The sequence below is a fragment of the Desulfuromonas carbonis genome (genome assembly GCF_054658035.1).
Genome location: NZ_BAAHXR010000003.1, coordinates 294,966 through 308,665 on the forward strand (window position 1 = coordinate 294,966; position 13,700 = coordinate 308,665).

The 13,700-nt window shown below is 64.0% G+C and carries 15 protein-coding genes; 5 read left to right on the forward strand and 10 right to left on the reverse strand.

The genetic code is table 11. The features are described from left to right. Positions 1-4 precede the first annotated feature (4 nt). Positions 5-1,495 carry a glycerol kinase GlpK gene (gene glpK, locus ACYQ8E_RS08375; protein WP_066728260.1) on the forward strand — a complete coding sequence of 497 codons (1,491 nt, stop codon included), beginning with the start codon at positions 5-7 and terminating at the stop codon, positions 1,493-1,495. Here the strand turns inward: glpK and ACYQ8E_RS08380 are convergent. Then, positions 1,492-1,809 carry a hypothetical protein gene (locus ACYQ8E_RS08380; protein WP_066728262.1) on the reverse strand — a complete coding sequence of 106 codons (318 nt, stop codon included), beginning with the start codon at positions 1,807-1,809 and terminating at the stop codon, positions 1,492-1,494. The genes glpK and ACYQ8E_RS08380 overlap by 4 nt on opposite strands. Before the next feature lie 199 nt (positions 1,810-2,008). Beyond that, positions 2,009-2,494 carry a ferritin family protein gene (locus ACYQ8E_RS08385; protein WP_066728264.1) on the reverse strand — a complete coding sequence of 162 codons (486 nt, stop codon included), beginning with the start codon at positions 2,492-2,494 and terminating at the stop codon, positions 2,009-2,011. Positions 2,495-2,770: 276 nt separating this feature from the next. Here ACYQ8E_RS08385 and rsgA point away from each other — a divergent pair, with 276 nt between their 5' ends. Next, entirely contained in the window at positions 2,771-3,838 is a 1,068-nt protein-coding gene (rsgA, locus tag ACYQ8E_RS08390; RefSeq protein WP_066728266.1) for a ribosome small subunit-dependent GTPase A, read from the forward strand. A 71-nt stretch (positions 3,839-3,909) separates the two neighbouring features. Here the strand turns inward: rsgA and ACYQ8E_RS08395 are convergent, their stop codons facing one another. Then, positions 3,910-5,004, reverse strand: a complete 1,095-nt coding sequence (locus ACYQ8E_RS08395; RefSeq protein WP_066728268.1) for an NAD(P)H-dependent flavin oxidoreductase — start codon at positions 5,002-5,004, stop codon at positions 3,910-3,912. A 152-nt stretch (positions 5,005-5,156) separates the two neighbouring features. Between ACYQ8E_RS08395 and ACYQ8E_RS08400 the strand changes: the two genes are divergently transcribed. After that, complete coding sequence (locus ACYQ8E_RS08400) at positions 5,157-6,122, forward strand: sensor histidine kinase (protein ID WP_066728270.1); 966 nt, start codon at positions 5,157-5,159, stop codon at positions 6,120-6,122. Continuing rightward, a complete protein-coding gene (locus tag ACYQ8E_RS08405) occupies positions 6,119-6,835 on the forward strand; it encodes a response regulator transcription factor (protein ID WP_066728272.1) in 717 nt (238 codons plus the stop codon). Before ACYQ8E_RS08400 ends, ACYQ8E_RS08405 begins: the two co-directional genes overlap by 4 nt. Before the next feature lie 59 nt (positions 6,836-6,894). Here the strand turns inward: ACYQ8E_RS08405 and ACYQ8E_RS08410 are convergent, their stop codons facing one another. Then, complete coding sequence (locus tag ACYQ8E_RS08410) at positions 6,895-7,569, reverse strand: nitrite/sulfite reductase domain-containing protein (RefSeq protein ID WP_066728274.1); 675 nt, start codon at positions 7,567-7,569, stop codon at positions 6,895-6,897. Positions 7,570-7,658: 89 nt separating this feature from the next. Further along, positions 7,659-8,228: a rubredoxin-like domain-containing protein gene (locus ACYQ8E_RS08415; RefSeq protein WP_066728276.1), complete on the reverse strand. Its 570-nt coding sequence runs from the start codon at positions 8,226-8,228 to the stop codon at positions 7,659-7,661. A gap of 167 nt (positions 8,229-8,395) precedes the next feature. Between ACYQ8E_RS08415 and ACYQ8E_RS08420 the strand changes: the two genes are divergently transcribed. Beyond that, positions 8,396-9,382: an NAD(P)H-quinone oxidoreductase gene (locus ACYQ8E_RS08420; RefSeq protein ID WP_066729862.1), complete on the forward strand. Its 987-nt coding sequence runs from the start codon at positions 8,396-8,398 to the stop codon at positions 9,380-9,382. A 125-nt stretch (positions 9,383-9,507) separates the two neighbouring features. On the opposite strand, the gene ACYQ8E_RS08425 is transcribed toward ACYQ8E_RS08420, so the two are convergent. The 5 genes from ACYQ8E_RS08425 to ACYQ8E_RS08445 all read right to left on the reverse strand — a co-directional run bounded on the left by ACYQ8E_RS08425 (position 9,508) and on the right by ACYQ8E_RS08445 (position 13,622). After that, a complete protein-coding gene (locus ACYQ8E_RS08425) occupies positions 9,508-9,729 on the reverse strand; it encodes a hypothetical protein (RefSeq protein ID WP_066728278.1) in 222 nt (73 codons plus the stop codon). A 240-nt stretch (positions 9,730-9,969) separates the two neighbouring features. After that, positions 9,970-10,725 carry an IS21-like element helper ATPase IstB gene (gene istB / locus ACYQ8E_RS08430; protein WP_066723645.1) on the reverse strand — a complete coding sequence of 252 codons (756 nt, stop codon included), beginning with the start codon at positions 10,723-10,725 and terminating at the stop codon, positions 9,970-9,972. 14 nt (positions 10,726-10,739) lie between these two features. After that, positions 10,740-12,266: an IS21 family transposase gene (gene istA / locus ACYQ8E_RS08435; RefSeq protein ID WP_066723643.1), complete on the reverse strand. Its 1,527-nt coding sequence runs from the start codon at positions 12,264-12,266 to the stop codon at positions 10,740-10,742. 121 nt (positions 12,267-12,387) lie between these two features. After that, complete coding sequence (locus ACYQ8E_RS08440; protein ID WP_066728280.1) at positions 12,388-12,864, reverse strand: formylglycine-generating enzyme family protein; 477 nt, start codon at positions 12,862-12,864, stop codon at positions 12,388-12,390. 77 nt (positions 12,865-12,941) lie between these two features. Next, positions 12,942-13,622, reverse strand: coding sequence for an FKBP-type peptidyl-prolyl cis-trans isomerase N-terminal domain-containing protein (locus ACYQ8E_RS08445; RefSeq protein ID WP_066728282.1), 681 nt, complete (start codon positions 13,620-13,622; stop codon positions 12,942-12,944). Positions 13,623-13,700 lie beyond the last annotated feature (78 nt).

A 13,700-nucleotide genomic window follows, 5' to 3' on the forward strand; every position in this document is an offset into this window, starting at 1 on the left:
TTGCATGCCCACCTGGATTCTCGCCATCGACCAGGGAACCACCGGCACCACCGCATTGCTGGTCGGCCCGGACCTCGCCGTCGGCGGCCGGGTCAATGTCGAGTTCCCGCAGCACTTCCCCCGCCCCGGCTGGGTCGAGCACGACCCGGAGGAGATCTGGTTTTCGGTGCGCCAGGCGGTGCGCCGACTGCTCGAACAGACCGGGGTTGCGCTGGCATCGATCGCCGCCATCAGCATCACCAACCAGCGGGAAACGACCCTGCTCTGGGAACGCAGCGACGGTCGCCCGGTGGGGCCGGCGATCGTCTGGCAGGACCGGCGCAGCGCGGCGATCTGCCGGGAATTCGATGCCCGTGGGCTGAGCCCGCTGTTGCGCGAGAAGACCGGCCTGGTCTTCGATCCCTACTTCGCCGGCACCAAGCTGACCTGGCGGTTGCGGGAGGAGACCGGCCTGCGCCAGCGCGCCGAGTCCGGAAAGCTCGCCTTCGGCACCGTCGACAGTTTCCTGGTCTGGCGCCTGACCGGCGGCCAAGTCCACGTCACCGACGTCAGCAACGCCTCGCGCACCCTGCTGATGAATCTGAAAAGCCTCGCCTGGGACCGGGAGCTCACCGAGCTGCTCGAAATCCCCCCCGCTCTGCTACCGGAAATCCGCCCTTCCTCCCAGGTCTACGGCACCACCCGCGGCCTCGACTTTCTCCCCGACGGCATCCCGGTCGCCGGCATGGCCGGGGATCAGCAGGCCGCGCTCTTCGGCCAGGCCGGCTTTGCCCCCGGCGAGGTCAAGTGCACCTACGGTACCGGCGCCTTTATCCTCGCCAATACCGGAGCCAGCCCGGTGACCAGCCACAGCGGCCTGTTGACCACCGTCGCCTGGCAGATTGGCGACCGCAGCTGCTATGCCCTCGAAGGGAGCGCCTTTATTGCCGGCGCCGCGGTCCAGTGGCTGCGCGACGGCCTCGGCATCATCCAGCAGGCGGAAGAGGTGGAGGCCCTCGCCGCTTCGGTTCCGGACAGCGGCGGCGTGGTCTTCGTCCCGGCCCTGGCCGGTCTCGGAGCCCCCCACTGGAAGAGCGAGGCGCGCGGCCAGATAACCGGCATCACTCGCGGCACCAGCCGCGCCCACCTGGCCCGGGCCACCCTGGAGGGAATCGCCCTGCAGATTCATGACCTCGTCACCGCCATGGCGAGCGATCGCGGCGAGCCGCTGGTCGCCCTCAAGGTGGATGGCGGCGCCGCCGCCAACAACCTGCTGCTGCAAGTGCAGGCCGACCTGCTGCAGGTGCCGGTCATCCGCCCCCGGATGCTCGAGACGACGGCCCTCGGTTCAGCCATGCTGGCCGGTCTGGCGGTCGGGATCTGGTCGGGAGAGGAGGAACTGGCGGCCTGCTGGCAGGAAGAGCGCCGGTTTTTGCCCAAACTGGACGAAGGGCCGCGGCAGGAACTTCTCGAACGCTGGAAACGGGCGATTGCCCTGACCGGAACGGGAAGCTAGAGATCGTTGAGGAGCCGATAAATCTGCTGTTCCAGCTCCCAGACCGCCGCCCCGGCGTCCTCGGCGCCCCCCTCTTCCAGCAGCAAGCGCGCGCGATCGAGTTGCCCGTGCGCCTTGAGCAGGACCGGGGTCAGATCATTTTCGAGGCGGATGCGGGGGATTTCGCCGACGCTTTCCGCCAGCTCCCGCAGCGTGACCAGGGCCTTCTCCACGTGGACGCTCTCTTTGCCGGTCCCGATCGCCCCTTCGCGCGACTGGTCGAGGAAAAGCCCAACGTTGACAACGATGTCGCGATAGCGCTCCGAAATGCTCATCTCCCGATCCTTCCGCCTGGCAGGCCTGCAATGAACTTCGGTCCCGGTTTCCGGCAGAGGAGCTGGCCGGGAGGGGTGTCGGGTCCAGAAGGGTTTCCATCCTAGCCAATCAGGCGGCTTAACTCAAACGAAAAACCATGCTCCGGCAAATCGCCGCCGACTGCAAGCCCCCGGAAAGCCCCCCACCCCATCGCCTGCCTCAGTGGTAAATTTCCCGCAGGGTGGCGTAGTCCTCCCGAATCACCTCGAGGTGATGGTGGGTCATGTTGGCGTTGGCCAGATAGACCGCCTGCACCTGCGGATTGCCGACCCGTTCCGCCATGGCCCGCAAACGGTCCTCCAGGGCCCGTTCCTGCTCAATCGCCAGGGCGAGGGCCAGCCGTTCGTCAAAACCGCCGAGGATCGCCTGCTGCAGGGCCTGCCACCAGGAGGAAGCGGTGTTCGGCGGGGCCTCGATGATGGTCTCAAAAGGCTCCAGGTCGGGCCAGGCATAGGCCTGATAAAAAGTCCGGGCATGCTCCCTCTCCTCCCCCGCCAGGACCTTGAAGGTCAGGCGGGCCTTCTCGTTGTGCATCTGCTCGGCGGCGTAGCGATAGTAATCCATGGCGTCCTTTTCGGTCTGGATCGCCTCGCGCAATGCTGCCTTCAGTTCCGTTTCGGGGAGAACCCCTTCCTTGCGCCACATCAGAACCCTCCTTTGGCGGACCACCGGAAACCGGCGCCGCACCAGTTCGACAATGGAAGACTATCAGGACCTGCGATTGGATTTCTGCCCCAATCCTGTCCAACCCCAGCGCCGCCGGCCTGACTTTGCCGGATGGGCACGATGAAATCGGCAGCGAATGGAAATTATAATAGCATACCGGTCGCGCAACGGTGGAACTGGTCGCCGGCGCAGAATTCTGCTAGACTCGCCGCCAGGGAACAGCAGGCGGATAGATCCGGAGCTTTGGGAGAATTGATGGAACTCGAACAACTCGGTTGGGACCAGACTTTTGCCGCTGACCTGGCACGCCTCGCGGACCCCCTGCTCGTTCCCGCACGGGTCGCCCGTGCCAGCCGCGATTTCTACACCCTGCTCGGCCATTGCGGTGAGATCGACGCCCGGCTCCCCGGCAAGCTGCGGCGCGAACCACCGGTGGTCGGCGACTGGGTCGCCTGCACGCTGCCGGCCCCCGGACAGTCGGGAGTCATCCGCGCCCTGCTGCCGCGGCGCAGCTGCTTCGCCCGGGTCGCCGCCGGCCGCCGCCAGAGTCGCGGGGGGGCCGAGTTGCAGGTTCTCGCCGCCAACATCGATACGGCATTGATCATCACCGGCCTCGACGGGGACTTCAACCTGCGCCGCCTCGAACGTTACCTGACCCTGGCCTGGGAGAGCGGCGCCAGGCCGGCCATCGTCCTTAACAAGGCCGACCTCTGCGCCATTCCGGAATCGTTCCGCGACCAGGTCGCTGCCATCGCCGGCGAGGTGCCGGTCCACCTGCTGAGCGCCGCCACCGGCAGCGGCCTCGCGGCCCTCGACCCCTACCTCGCGCCTGGCAAGACGGTCGCCCTGCTCGGCTCATCCGGGGTCGGCAAGTCGACCCTGCTCAATCGCCTCGCCGGTCATGCGTTGCAGCCGACCGGCGCCATCAGCGCCAGTGACGGCAAGGGGCGGCATACCACCACCCACCGGGAACTCTTCCTGCTCCCCGGCGGCGGGCTGCTGATCGACAACCCGGGGATGCGCGAACTCCAGCTGTTTGGCGAGGAGACGGTTCTCGCCGATACCTTCGAGGAGATCCACAGCCTGGCGGCCGGCTGTCGCTTCGCCGACTGCCGGCACCAGCAGGAACCGGGGTGCGCGGTCCTGGCGGCGGCTGCCGCCGGCGAACTGGCCCCGCAGCGCCTGGCCAGCTTTCAGCGCCAACAGCAGGAGCTGGAATATCTCAACCGGCGTGCCACCTCCTCGGCGGAGGCGGTGCAGCGGCAGAAATGGCGGGCGATTCACAAGGAGGTCCGCCGTTTTCAGAAACGCCGCGACGACTGATCGCCCTCCCCCCGACGAACAAAAGGCAGGCCCGCGGGCCTGCCTTTTGTTCGTCGCAGAGCAATAGAGTCTCAGCCGTTCACCGCCTGCTCTTCCAAAACGCCATCGGCGAGATCGAAGAGTTCGTCAAAAATCGCCTGCACGGTGGTAATGCGATCAGCCTTCCAGGCATTGGTGCCGCAGAAGACCAGGCCGGTTTCGACATCGCCGCGCTGCGCCCGGTCGAGGGCGTGGACGATGCAGAACCGCTCCTGCCCGGCCTTGTAAGTACATTTGCGCAGGCAGCCGCTGGGGCAGACCAGGTCGAAGTCAAGATCACGCTGGCGGATCGCATCGACATTGGCAACGATGGCGCGGCCAGGCAGCCCCGCCGGGCTCATCACCAGGCCGATATCCTCGGCCCGGCAATCGAGATACATCTGTTTGAAGGCATCGGAAGCATCACACTCCTCGGTGCAGACAAAGCGGCTTGCCATCTGTACCCCGTCCGCCCCCTCTGCCAGGGCATGGAGCAGGTCGGCGCGATCCCAGATACCGCCGGCGGCGATCACCGGGACCTCGACGTTCCAGGCCTCGCGAAAGTAGGCCTTGACGCCACGTACCGTCGCGTACTGGTCGTACTCGCCGCTGCCGATTTTCTCCAGCTTTTCGCCGAGATGCCCCCCCGCGGTATCCGGGTCCTCGACCACGACGGCGTCGGGGAGACGGTTGAACTTGGCCCATTTGCGGGCGATCAGTTCGGCCGCCTTGACCGAAGAGACAATCGGCACCAGGGCGACTTCGGGAAAGTCGGCGGTAATTTCGGGGAGGTTGAGGGGGAGACCGGCGCCGGAGACGATCAGCTTGGCGCCCCCTTCACAGGAAGCACGCACCATCGCCTCATAATTGGTGACGGCGACCATGCAATTGGTGCCGACAATACCGTCCGGGGCAATCTGGTAGGCCTTGGCGATCTCATCCCTGAGTGCTGCCGGGTCCGCGGTGAAAAAATTGCTGCCATCGTAATGGGCACTGTTGAGGCCGATGCCGGCGGTCGCCACCAGGCCGATGCCGCCGCAGCGGGCGACATGTCCGGCGAGGTTGCCGGCGGAGACGCGCACGCCCATGCCACCCTGGATCAGCGGGAAGCGGGAAGTGTATTTGCCGATGGTGAGGGACTTGATCATTGACTGCTCCTTGGGGGGCCGGGCGTTTTGCTACGCCGGTCGACCAACGAGTGCCATTGTAGCAAAAGGACGCTGGACGGATTGTAATAGTTGTGTAAAAGTTACCGAAATTCCTCTTGTTCGGTCCTGTCGGCCCGTGGTAAGGAAGGGACATGCGACGCCTCGGACGCCTGATCAATCCGCTTTTTGCCTTTATTGCCATCCAGCTGATCTGGCTGGTGCTGCTGATTCTCTGGATCGTCTGGTTCGTCGAGAGCCACCAGAAGATCCGCGACCTCGCCGCCAAGTACAGCCCCGAGCTGCTGCAGGGCGGCATCGACTGGTTCATCCTCGTCGAGGGGATCGCGCTGCTGGCGGCAATCCTCGCCGGTGTCTACGTCATCTTCCTCTTCTGGCGACGCCAGGCCTCCCTCTACCGCGCCCAACGCCACTTCATCGCCCAGGTCACCCACGAGCTCAAGTCCCCCCTCGCCTCGCTGCAACTGCACCTCGAAACGATCCGCCGCCGCCAGCCGCCGCCACAGAAGCTGCAGACCTTCGTCGACACCATGCTCGGCGATACCGCCCGGCTCGGTACCCTGATCGACAACCTCCTCTCCGCCAATCGCCTGGAGCAGCGCGACCTGCGCCTCGACCTGCGGCCAGTCGATCTGTCGAAATTCATCGGCAACTACCTGCGCCCCCACAAATACGCGCTCCCCCGAGCCGGCACCATGGAGCTCGACATCGAGCCGGACCTCAAGGCAAATATCGAACCCGAGAGCCTCGAAACAGTGCTGCGCAACCTGCTGGAGAATGCCCTCCTCTATTCCTCCGGGCCACCGCAACTGAACGTCGCCCTCTACCGCGACAAGCAGTGGGCGCACCTCGAATTCAGGGACGCCGGCAAGGGCTTTGACCGGCGTCACCTGAAAAAGGCATTCCAAATGTTCTACCGGATCCGCGCCAGCAACGAATCGATCCGCGGCTCCGGGCTCGGTCTTTTCATCGTCCGCACCGTGGTCCGCCTCCACCGCGGCAAGGTCTGGATCGAAAGCGCCGGCCCCGGCACCGGGGCGACAGTTCATATCCGCCTCCCCCTCTTCACCGGGAAGATCCCGCAGGAGGAGACCGCATGAAGAAACCGAGCGTGCTGCTGGTTGAGGACGAACCGAGTATCGCCCGGGGGCTGATCTTCAACCTCGAAGAGGAAGGCTTCAAGGTGGTGCATGTCACCACCGGCGAGGCGGCGATCGAGAGCCTGGTGCGGGAGGATTTTGCCCTGGTGGTCCTCGACCTGATGCTCCCCGGGATCGACGGCATTCAGGTCTGTCGGCGCCTGCGCCGCATTGACCCGCGCCTGCCGGTGCTGATGCTGACCGCCCGCAGCGAGGAGAAGGACCGTATCACCGGCCTGGCGGCCGGGGCCGACGACTACCTGACCAAGCCCTTTTCCCTCGACGAGTTCCTGCTCCGGGTCAAGGGGATGCTGCGCCGCTCCGCCTGGTATCACCAGGCGAGCCAGGCCACCCACTATACCTTTGGCGGCAACCAGATCGATCTTGAAGAGGGGAGGGCGCTGACCGCCAGCGGCGAGCTGGGGCTGACCGACCTCGAGGTGCGGATGCTGCGCCTCTTCTTTCGCCGCGAGGGGGAAATCCTCTCCCGGGCCGAGCTCCTCGAAGGGGTCTGGGGGATCGCCCCCGACACCGAGACCCGCACCCTCGACAACTTCATCGTCCGCCTGCGCCGCTACTTCGAAGCCGATCCCGGCACCCCCCGCCACTTCATCACCGTGCGCGGCCGCGGCTACCGCTTCATCCGCAATCCCGACACCGCTGGCGACCGCTAAACAAATTGGGGCGCGGCCTGCCGGCTGCGCCCCAATTTCACCTTTTCCTGTGGTCGGCCTTATTCCTCCCACCCCTGCAGCACCTCCTCCCGAAATGCCGCAAACCCCATCTCGTCGATAAACTTGCCGAGCCGGCACTTGCGCTGCTGGACCCGAAACCAGTTGACGACGTGGTCAACGGCGGCAAGAGCGGTTGCATCGTCGGGGAGGTGTTCGAGCAGGCGGTGGGCGAGACGTGGCTGGCTGCCGCCGTTGCCACCGACCATCAGGTGCCACCCCTTGGGCGTGCCGATCAGGCCGACGTCCTTGATGCAGGCCTCGCCACAGTCATTCATGCACCCCGAGACCGCCATCTTGAACTTCCAGGGGAGCTGCATGCCGTGGTAGCGCCGGTCGATCTCCAGCCCGACCCTGGTCGAATCCTGCTGGCCGCGCTTGCAATGGTCGGTACCGGGGCAGACCTTGACCGAACGGACACAAAGGCCGATGGTGGCACCCGGCGCCTCCCCGAGGTCGGCGAGGATCGCATCGAGATCACTTTCGGCAAAGCCGAGCAGGGCGATGCGCTGAGCACTGGTCAGCTTGATCTGGGCGACCTGGTAGCGCTCGGCGACAGCGGCGATGCGGCGCAGGGTGGCGGCGTCGGTCAAGCCGGCGGGAATGTGCGGAGCGACGCCGTAGTGTTCGCGGTCGCGCTGGATGATGGCGCCCTTTTCGGGGATGTCCTGTTTCATGCTGCGGCCTCCGCTTACGGTTGGGGCCGCCATGGTCGGCGCCCGGGTCTTTGTACCCGCACCCCGCCACCAATGTCAAGCGACCGGCGTTAGAGCTGATTGTCCTTCCACTTGAAGGCGAGCTTGCCGCCGTAGTGGCCGAGCAGCGTCACGCAGCCGAGCATGGCGAAGAGAACCACTCCGTAGAGGAGCTGGATCAGCACGCTGGCGTCGGCGAATTCGGGATGGCTGCGGCGCAGCTGGATCGCGCCGAGACCGAGCAGGAAGAGGAGTATCGCGAGCCCGATCTTCTTGTAGAAGATCAGCGCCGGCGTCCCCTTGAAACGCTTGCGCCAGTCGTAGATTCCCGAGGCGAGGGAGATCGGCGCCACGGCGACCACGAGCAGGACCAGGTAGCCGCTCGCCGGTCCGAAATGGGGATTGACGCTGACCAGGGAGAGGAGGAAAAAGAGGAGGGCCACCGGCATCAACCCGTTCGGGAAGTGGGCGGCCACGGCATGCACCACCAGCGTCTCCCAGAGATCGCGCAGCAGGTTGAATTTCTCCTGTTCGAGGGGGATGAACTCGCTGCGGTCAGCGCCGCAGCGCGGGCAGCTTTCCGGGGGTTCCGGCCCTTCGTGCAGGTAGCCGCAGACGGTGCATTTCCATTGACGGGGCATGAATCCTCCAGAGCGGGAAGAGTGAATATCGGCCCATTCTAGCCGCCATGCCCCGCCGCGGCAAGCATGGAAACCGAGAAAGCGGTTGAATCAGGCGGCGAATGTCCTATAATCGACACCACCGTTTGCCAACGCAAGCTGTCATTCCCTGTTTAGGAGAGATCATGATGAAAGCAGTTCTGCTCGACGGCTTCGGCGGCCTGGATGTCCTCAAGGTCGGCGAGGTCGCTACCCCGAAACCGAAAGAGGGCGAAGTCCTGATCGAGGTCGTCGCCACCTCCATCAACCGTCCCGACCTGGTGCAGCGCGAAGGGAAATACCCGCCGCCGCCGGGCGATTCGGAGATCCTCGGCCTCGAGGTCGCCGGCATCATCGCCGAGCTCGGCGCCGGCGTCAACGGCTGGAAGGTTGGCGACAAGGTGATGACCCTGGTCGGTGGCGGCGGCTACGCCGAATACGCCGTCGCCTACGCCAGCCACCTGATGCGCATCCCCGAAAGTATGTCCTTCGAGGAGGCGGCCTGCGTCTGCGAATCGTACATCACCGCCTTCTTGAACGTCTTCATGATCGGCGAATTGAAAGACGGCCAGACCGCGATCTTCCACGGCGGCGGCGGCGGCGTCAACACCGCCGCGCTGCAGCTCGCCAGGGCCCTCACCCCGAGCGTGAAGAAGATCGTCACCGCCAACCCGGGCAAGATGGAACGGGTCAAAAACCTCGGCGCCGACCTGGTGATCGACTACACCACCACCCCCGACTTCACCGAGGCGGTGAAGGAGTTCACCAGCAAGAAGGGGGTCGACCTGATCCTCGACCACGTCGGCGCCAAGTATCTCGCGCCGAACATGAACTCGCTGGGCTACAAAGGGAAACTGGTGATCATCGGCGTCATCTCCGGCATCAAGGCCGAACTCAACCTCGCCCTGATGATGGTCAAGCGCCAGCAGATCATCGGCTCGGTGCTGCGCTCCCGCCCGGTACCGGAAAAGGCCGAGATCGTCGCCGAGTTCACCAGGCGCGCCCTCCCCAAGTTCGCCGACCGCTCCATCGTCCCGATCATCGAGCGGGTCTTTACCATCGACGAGGTGGTCGAAGCGCACCGGATGATGGAAGAGGACTCCCACTTCGGCAAGATCGTACTGAAGATCCGTTAAAGGGAATAGAAAATCCGCAACGCAAGAAGCCGCCTCGCGAGGGGCGGCTTCTTGCGTTCAATTGTGACAGTCCTGAACAGGGGGCTACTTTTCTGCGAAGTCAGCCTTGTCCCCTTCCGGCCTATCTAATCACGCACCTTGTAGACGGGGTGGGCCTCGGTATCGGCGCGGTGGGCTGACAGTTCTGCGGCTACCTTCCTGAGTAAATAGGCAGTCTGGTCATGCTTCTCGTTCGACTCCTCCCGGAATTCGTGCAACTCGGCCCGCAAGGCGGAGTGCCCCTCAAGCACAAGCTCGAATTTTCCACGGATGTCTTCCAGCAATATTTCCACGTGTTCCTTCTCCATGCATCCCCCTCCTTCCATGATAAGAATGGCACCCAAAGGATAGGTGAGTCAGGGAACGAGGTCAATGCAAAAGGGGTCGCTCCACCAGGCAGGGACGACTATTTTTCAGGTCTGGTCTTCGGGAATGCCTAATAACTGCGGATTCCGATGAAAGTTGCCAGCCGTTCCAGCGCAAAGTTGCCACTCGTTCCAAGGCAAAGTTGCCAGTGATCGGAGCGTAGCGACGCTGGAGTTTTTGTCTTACGCCAAGTTGCCGATCGGGTCAAGCTGGGATCGCCGTTTGCGCATCGATTCTCCTTTCAAGGTGAGCCGGTAGGCGTTGTGGATGAGGCGGTCGAGGATGGCGTCGGCGACCGTCGGATCCCCGAGGTAGTCGTGCCAGGCTTCGACCGGAAGCTGGCTGGTGATCAGGGTCGAACGCAGATTGTGGCGGTCCTCGAGGATTTCGAGCAGATCGCGGCAACCGGCGGCGGTCATGGGGGCGAGCCCCCAATCGTCGAGGACGAGCAGTTGAGTCTTGGCGACTCTATCCATCATCTTGGGGTAGCGGCCGTCGGCCCGCGCGAGGGCCAGTTCCTCCAGGAAGCGGGGCAGGCGCAGGTAGAGGGTCTTGCAGCCGAGGCGGCAGGCCTTGTGAGCCAAGGCGCAGGCGAGGTAGCTCTTGCCGACGCCGGTGGGGCCGGTGATGAGAATGTTGTGGCCCTTGGCGAGGTAGCGACCGCCGGCCAGCGCCAGCACGAGGTCGCGGTCGAGTCCCCGGGGTGCCCTCCAGTCGAGGTCCTCGATGCAGGCGCTCTGACGCAGCCGGGCCGTGCGCAGGCGAGTGGTGAGCCGGCGGCTGTCGCGCTCGGTCTGCTCGCGGTCGACCAGCAGGCCGAGGCGCTCCTCGAAGCTCAAGGCATCGGCGGTCTCGCTAAGGCGCTGTTCCTGAAGGGCCTTGAGCATGCCGGTCAGCTTGAGGGCGCGCAGTTTGTCGTCGGTGGGGTGGCTGAGCATGGTGGTCTCCTTGGTCAGTGGTAGTAGCCGGCGCCGCGGATGTTGTCGTGACTCGGCAGCAATGAGAGTTGGGATTCGGTGGACTCGGGGAGCGACTGGCGGTCCAGTCCGGTTTTGAGGATCGAGGCGACGCTCTTGAGGCGACAGGCGTTTGTTGCCAGGGCCCGCTGGCAGGCCGCTTCCAGGCGCTCGGGCGTGTAGGTCTTGGCCAGCCGGATCAGCCCCAGGACGCTGCGGTAGCCCTGCTGGGGATGGGCCCGTGAGGCCAGGATCTTCTCTGCCAAGGCGGCGGTGTGCGGTCCGGTTTTGGCCGCCCAGGAAACCAGGCGCTGCGGCGTCCATTCGGCATACTCCCTGTGGCTTTTGGGCATGTGCTCGCCGAGAGTGGTGTGGCGACCGCGCTCAGAGGAGCGGACATGGGAGGCCACCCGTTGCCCTTTGTGCAGAAATTCGACGGTGGTCGCCGTCAGGCGCACGTCGAGCTGCTGCTTCACCAGCACATACGGGACCGAGTAGTAGTGGTGGTCGACTTCGGCATGGTAATCGATGTTGACCCGCGCATGGCGCCATTCGGCGAACGTATAGGGGGTCGCCGGCAGAGGATTCAGAGCCGGACGTTCCAGGGTGTCGAAGAGCTGCTGGCGGCAGCCGGGAAGCTTCTTGAAGGGGCGCCGGTTGAGGTGCTCCACCAGCTCCCGAATGGCGGCGTTGGCCTCGGCCAGACTGAAGAAGGTACGGTTGCGCAGCCGCGCCAGGATGAAGCGCTCGGCGACCAGAACCGCCGCCTCGACCTTGGCCTTGTCTTTGGGTTTGCGCACCCGCGCCGGAATCACCGCGCAGCCATAGTGAGCGGCCAGCTCCGCATAGGTGGGGTTGATGTCCGGTTCGTAGCGGCAGGGTTTGGAGACGGCGCTTTTCAGGTTGTCCGGAACAACGATCTCGGGCACTCCGCCGTAGAAGGAGAAGGCCCGGACATGCGAGCCGATCCAGTCCGGCAGCCCTTGGGTCCAGGTGGCTTCGGCAAACGTCTGGGAACTCGCCCCCAGGGCCGCGACGAACAGTTGCGCTTCGCGGATCTCGCCGGTGCGGCGGTCGACGATCGGCAGGGTCTGGCCGGTGTAGTCGACAAACAGCTTCTCGCCGGCTTTGTGCACCTGACGCATCGACAGACGCAGTTTGCCGGACCACTCACGGTACAGATCGCAGAAACGGCTGTAGCGATACCCCTCGGGATGGCTGTTCTGGTATTCCTCCCAGAGCAGCCCCAGGGTGACGCCCTTGCGCTTGAGTTCCTGATGGATGGTCGCCCAGTCGGGCATGGGGCGCTGGTCGGCGGGAATGACTGGCGCTGGCGGAAAGAGCAACTGTTCAAGTCGGGTTTCGTCCAGATTCTCTGGCAGCGGCCAAGACAACCCGGCGTGAGCGGCGCGTCTCAGAAATTCGCCCACCGTGGTGTGTGACGTGCCGACGGAGCGGGCGATGGCCCGCTGTGTCAGGCCGGCTTCGTAATGCAGACGCAGAACGTCCTTGATCTTGCGCATGGATAACCTCGTGTGTGCCAATGGGACCACCTCCTGGAAAAAGTCCAGAAGGTTGTACCCCGCGGTTACCCAGCGTCGCGAGAACTTTGATCAGTCTGACAGATTCACCGACCTCTTCCGCTCAAACTGGAAAGTTTGGATCGGAACGGGTGGAAACCTTGCGTCGGAATGACTGGCAAGTTTGCATCGGAATCGGTGGAAAGTTTGGCTCGGAATACGCATAATAACTCCTGACACTTTCAGAAGAGTGCCCAGCCCCCTTTTCACAGCCCCGATGCACAGTCAATCGCGCTCCGGTCTGCGTCCGGCGCCATTCGGCCTCGGTCGGCAGCCAGAAGTTTTTCCCCGTCTGTTGATTCAGCTTGTACAAAAACTCCTGCACGTCGCACCAGCTCACCCGCTCCACCGGGCAGTCGTCACCGCAACCCGAAAAGTACGATGGATTATTCCCCATCAGCCGATGCCACTGCCCTTGCGTTACCTCGGTCTTGCCGATCCAAAAATCATCGACGCAAACCTTGTGCACCGGCTTCTCGTCGCTATCGCCGTCACCAAAGGTGTCCCCCATCTGAAAACAACCACCCTTGACTGCAACCATCTCCCCTGTCAGCTCCTTTTAGCATCTCCCTTTTCCATTCCGCTAAACCGAATAAGTGATCCGCATTCCCACAAAAGCTACGGCTTGGCTGTCTGACCGAGAACTTTTACCAGTTTGACTTCGAAAATCACCGTCTGATCGGCCAGGGGTCCGCGTTCGCCAAAGGCCAGATCGGGCGGCACGAACAGCTTCCACTTCGCCCCTTCGGCCATTAGCGGTAAGGCTTCGCGCCAACCGGGAATGACCTGGCTCAGGGAAAACTCCACCGGCGCCCCTTCTGCAGAGCGGTCAAATTCCTGCCCGTCGAGGCGCATGCCGCGGTATTCCACTCTAACCCGATCGTCCGGTCCGGGTTGTTTTCCCTGACCGGGGACAAGAACCTGGTACTGAAGCCCGCTCGGCAGCGCAACTACCCCTTCCCGTTTGGCATTGGCGACGAGGAAATCCCGCCCCTCACGCAGGGTCTGTTCCCGCTGCACCCCCTGTTGTTTGAGGACCTTCTTTTTCAGGGCTACCAGGACTTGCTTCATTTCGTCCTGGGTCAACAGCGTCGGTTCTCCCTGCATGGCATCCCGCATCCCCTGCAGCAGCATCTGCTCACGGATATCAACCTGCTGCTGTTTCAGGTCGCCGCCGATCTGATAGCCGAGGCTGTAGTTGATCCGGTCCATCTCGTCCGGTTGCGTTGCCGGCTCGGCGGCCAGGGCCAGGGGGACGAGAAACATCAAGAGCCCGCCGGTGAAGATTGCTACTTTCATAAGTCTCTCCTTTGGGGAGATACGTTCTTTGTAGGGCAACACCCGAGCAGGGTCGCCGCGAAGGGCGACCCTGCCGGG

What these genes read in the sequence shown, in the direction of transcription:
- glpK (WP_066728260.1), top strand. Translation starts at nt 5, where the DNA reads ATGCCCACCTGGATTCTCGCCATCGACCAGGGAACCACCGGCACCACC.
- ACYQ8E_RS08380 (WP_066728262.1), bottom strand. Translation starts at nt 1,809, where the DNA reads ATGAGCATTTCGGAGCGCTATCGCGACATCGTTGTCAACGTTGGGCTT.
- ACYQ8E_RS08385 (WP_066728264.1), bottom strand. Translation starts at nt 2,494, where the DNA reads ATGTGGCGCAAGGAAGGGGTTCTCCCCGAAACGGAACTGAAGGCAGCA.
- rsgA (WP_066728266.1), top strand. Translation starts at nt 2,771, where the DNA reads ATGGAACTCGAACAACTCGGTTGGGACCAGACTTTTGCCGCTGACCTG.
- ACYQ8E_RS08395 (WP_066728268.1), bottom strand. Translation starts at nt 5,004, where the DNA reads ATGATCAAGTCCCTCACCATCGGCAAATACACTTCCCGCTTCCCGCTG.
- ACYQ8E_RS08400 (WP_066728270.1), top strand. Translation starts at nt 5,157, where the DNA reads ATGCGACGCCTCGGACGCCTGATCAATCCGCTTTTTGCCTTTATTGCC.
- ACYQ8E_RS08405 (WP_066728272.1), top strand. Translation starts at nt 6,119, where the DNA reads ATGAAGAAACCGAGCGTGCTGCTGGTTGAGGACGAACCGAGTATCGCC.
- ACYQ8E_RS08410 (WP_066728274.1), bottom strand. Translation starts at nt 7,569, where the DNA reads ATGAAACAGGACATCCCCGAAAAGGGCGCCATCATCCAGCGCGACCGC.
- ACYQ8E_RS08415 (WP_066728276.1), bottom strand. Translation starts at nt 8,228, where the DNA reads ATGCCCCGTCAATGGAAATGCACCGTCTGCGGCTACCTGCACGAAGGG.
- ACYQ8E_RS08420 (WP_066729862.1), top strand. Translation starts at nt 8,396, where the DNA reads ATGAAAGCAGTTCTGCTCGACGGCTTCGGCGGCCTGGATGTCCTCAAG.
- ACYQ8E_RS08425 (WP_066728278.1), bottom strand. Translation starts at nt 9,729, where the DNA reads ATGGAGAAGGAACACGTGGAAATATTGCTGGAAGACATCCGTGGAAAA.
- istB (WP_066723645.1), bottom strand. Translation starts at nt 10,725, where the DNA reads ATGCTCAGCCACCCCACCGACGACAAACTGCGCGCCCTCAAGCTGACC.
- istA (WP_066723643.1), bottom strand. Translation starts at nt 12,266, where the DNA reads ATGCGCAAGATCAAGGACGTTCTGCGTCTGCATTACGAAGCCGGCCTG.
- ACYQ8E_RS08440 (WP_066728280.1), bottom strand. Translation starts at nt 12,864, where the DNA reads ATGGTTGCAGTCAAGGGTGGTTGTTTTCAGATGGGGGACACCTTTGGT.
- ACYQ8E_RS08445 (WP_066728282.1), bottom strand. Translation starts at nt 13,622, where the DNA reads ATGAAAGTAGCAATCTTCACCGGCGGGCTCTTGATGTTTCTCGTCCCC.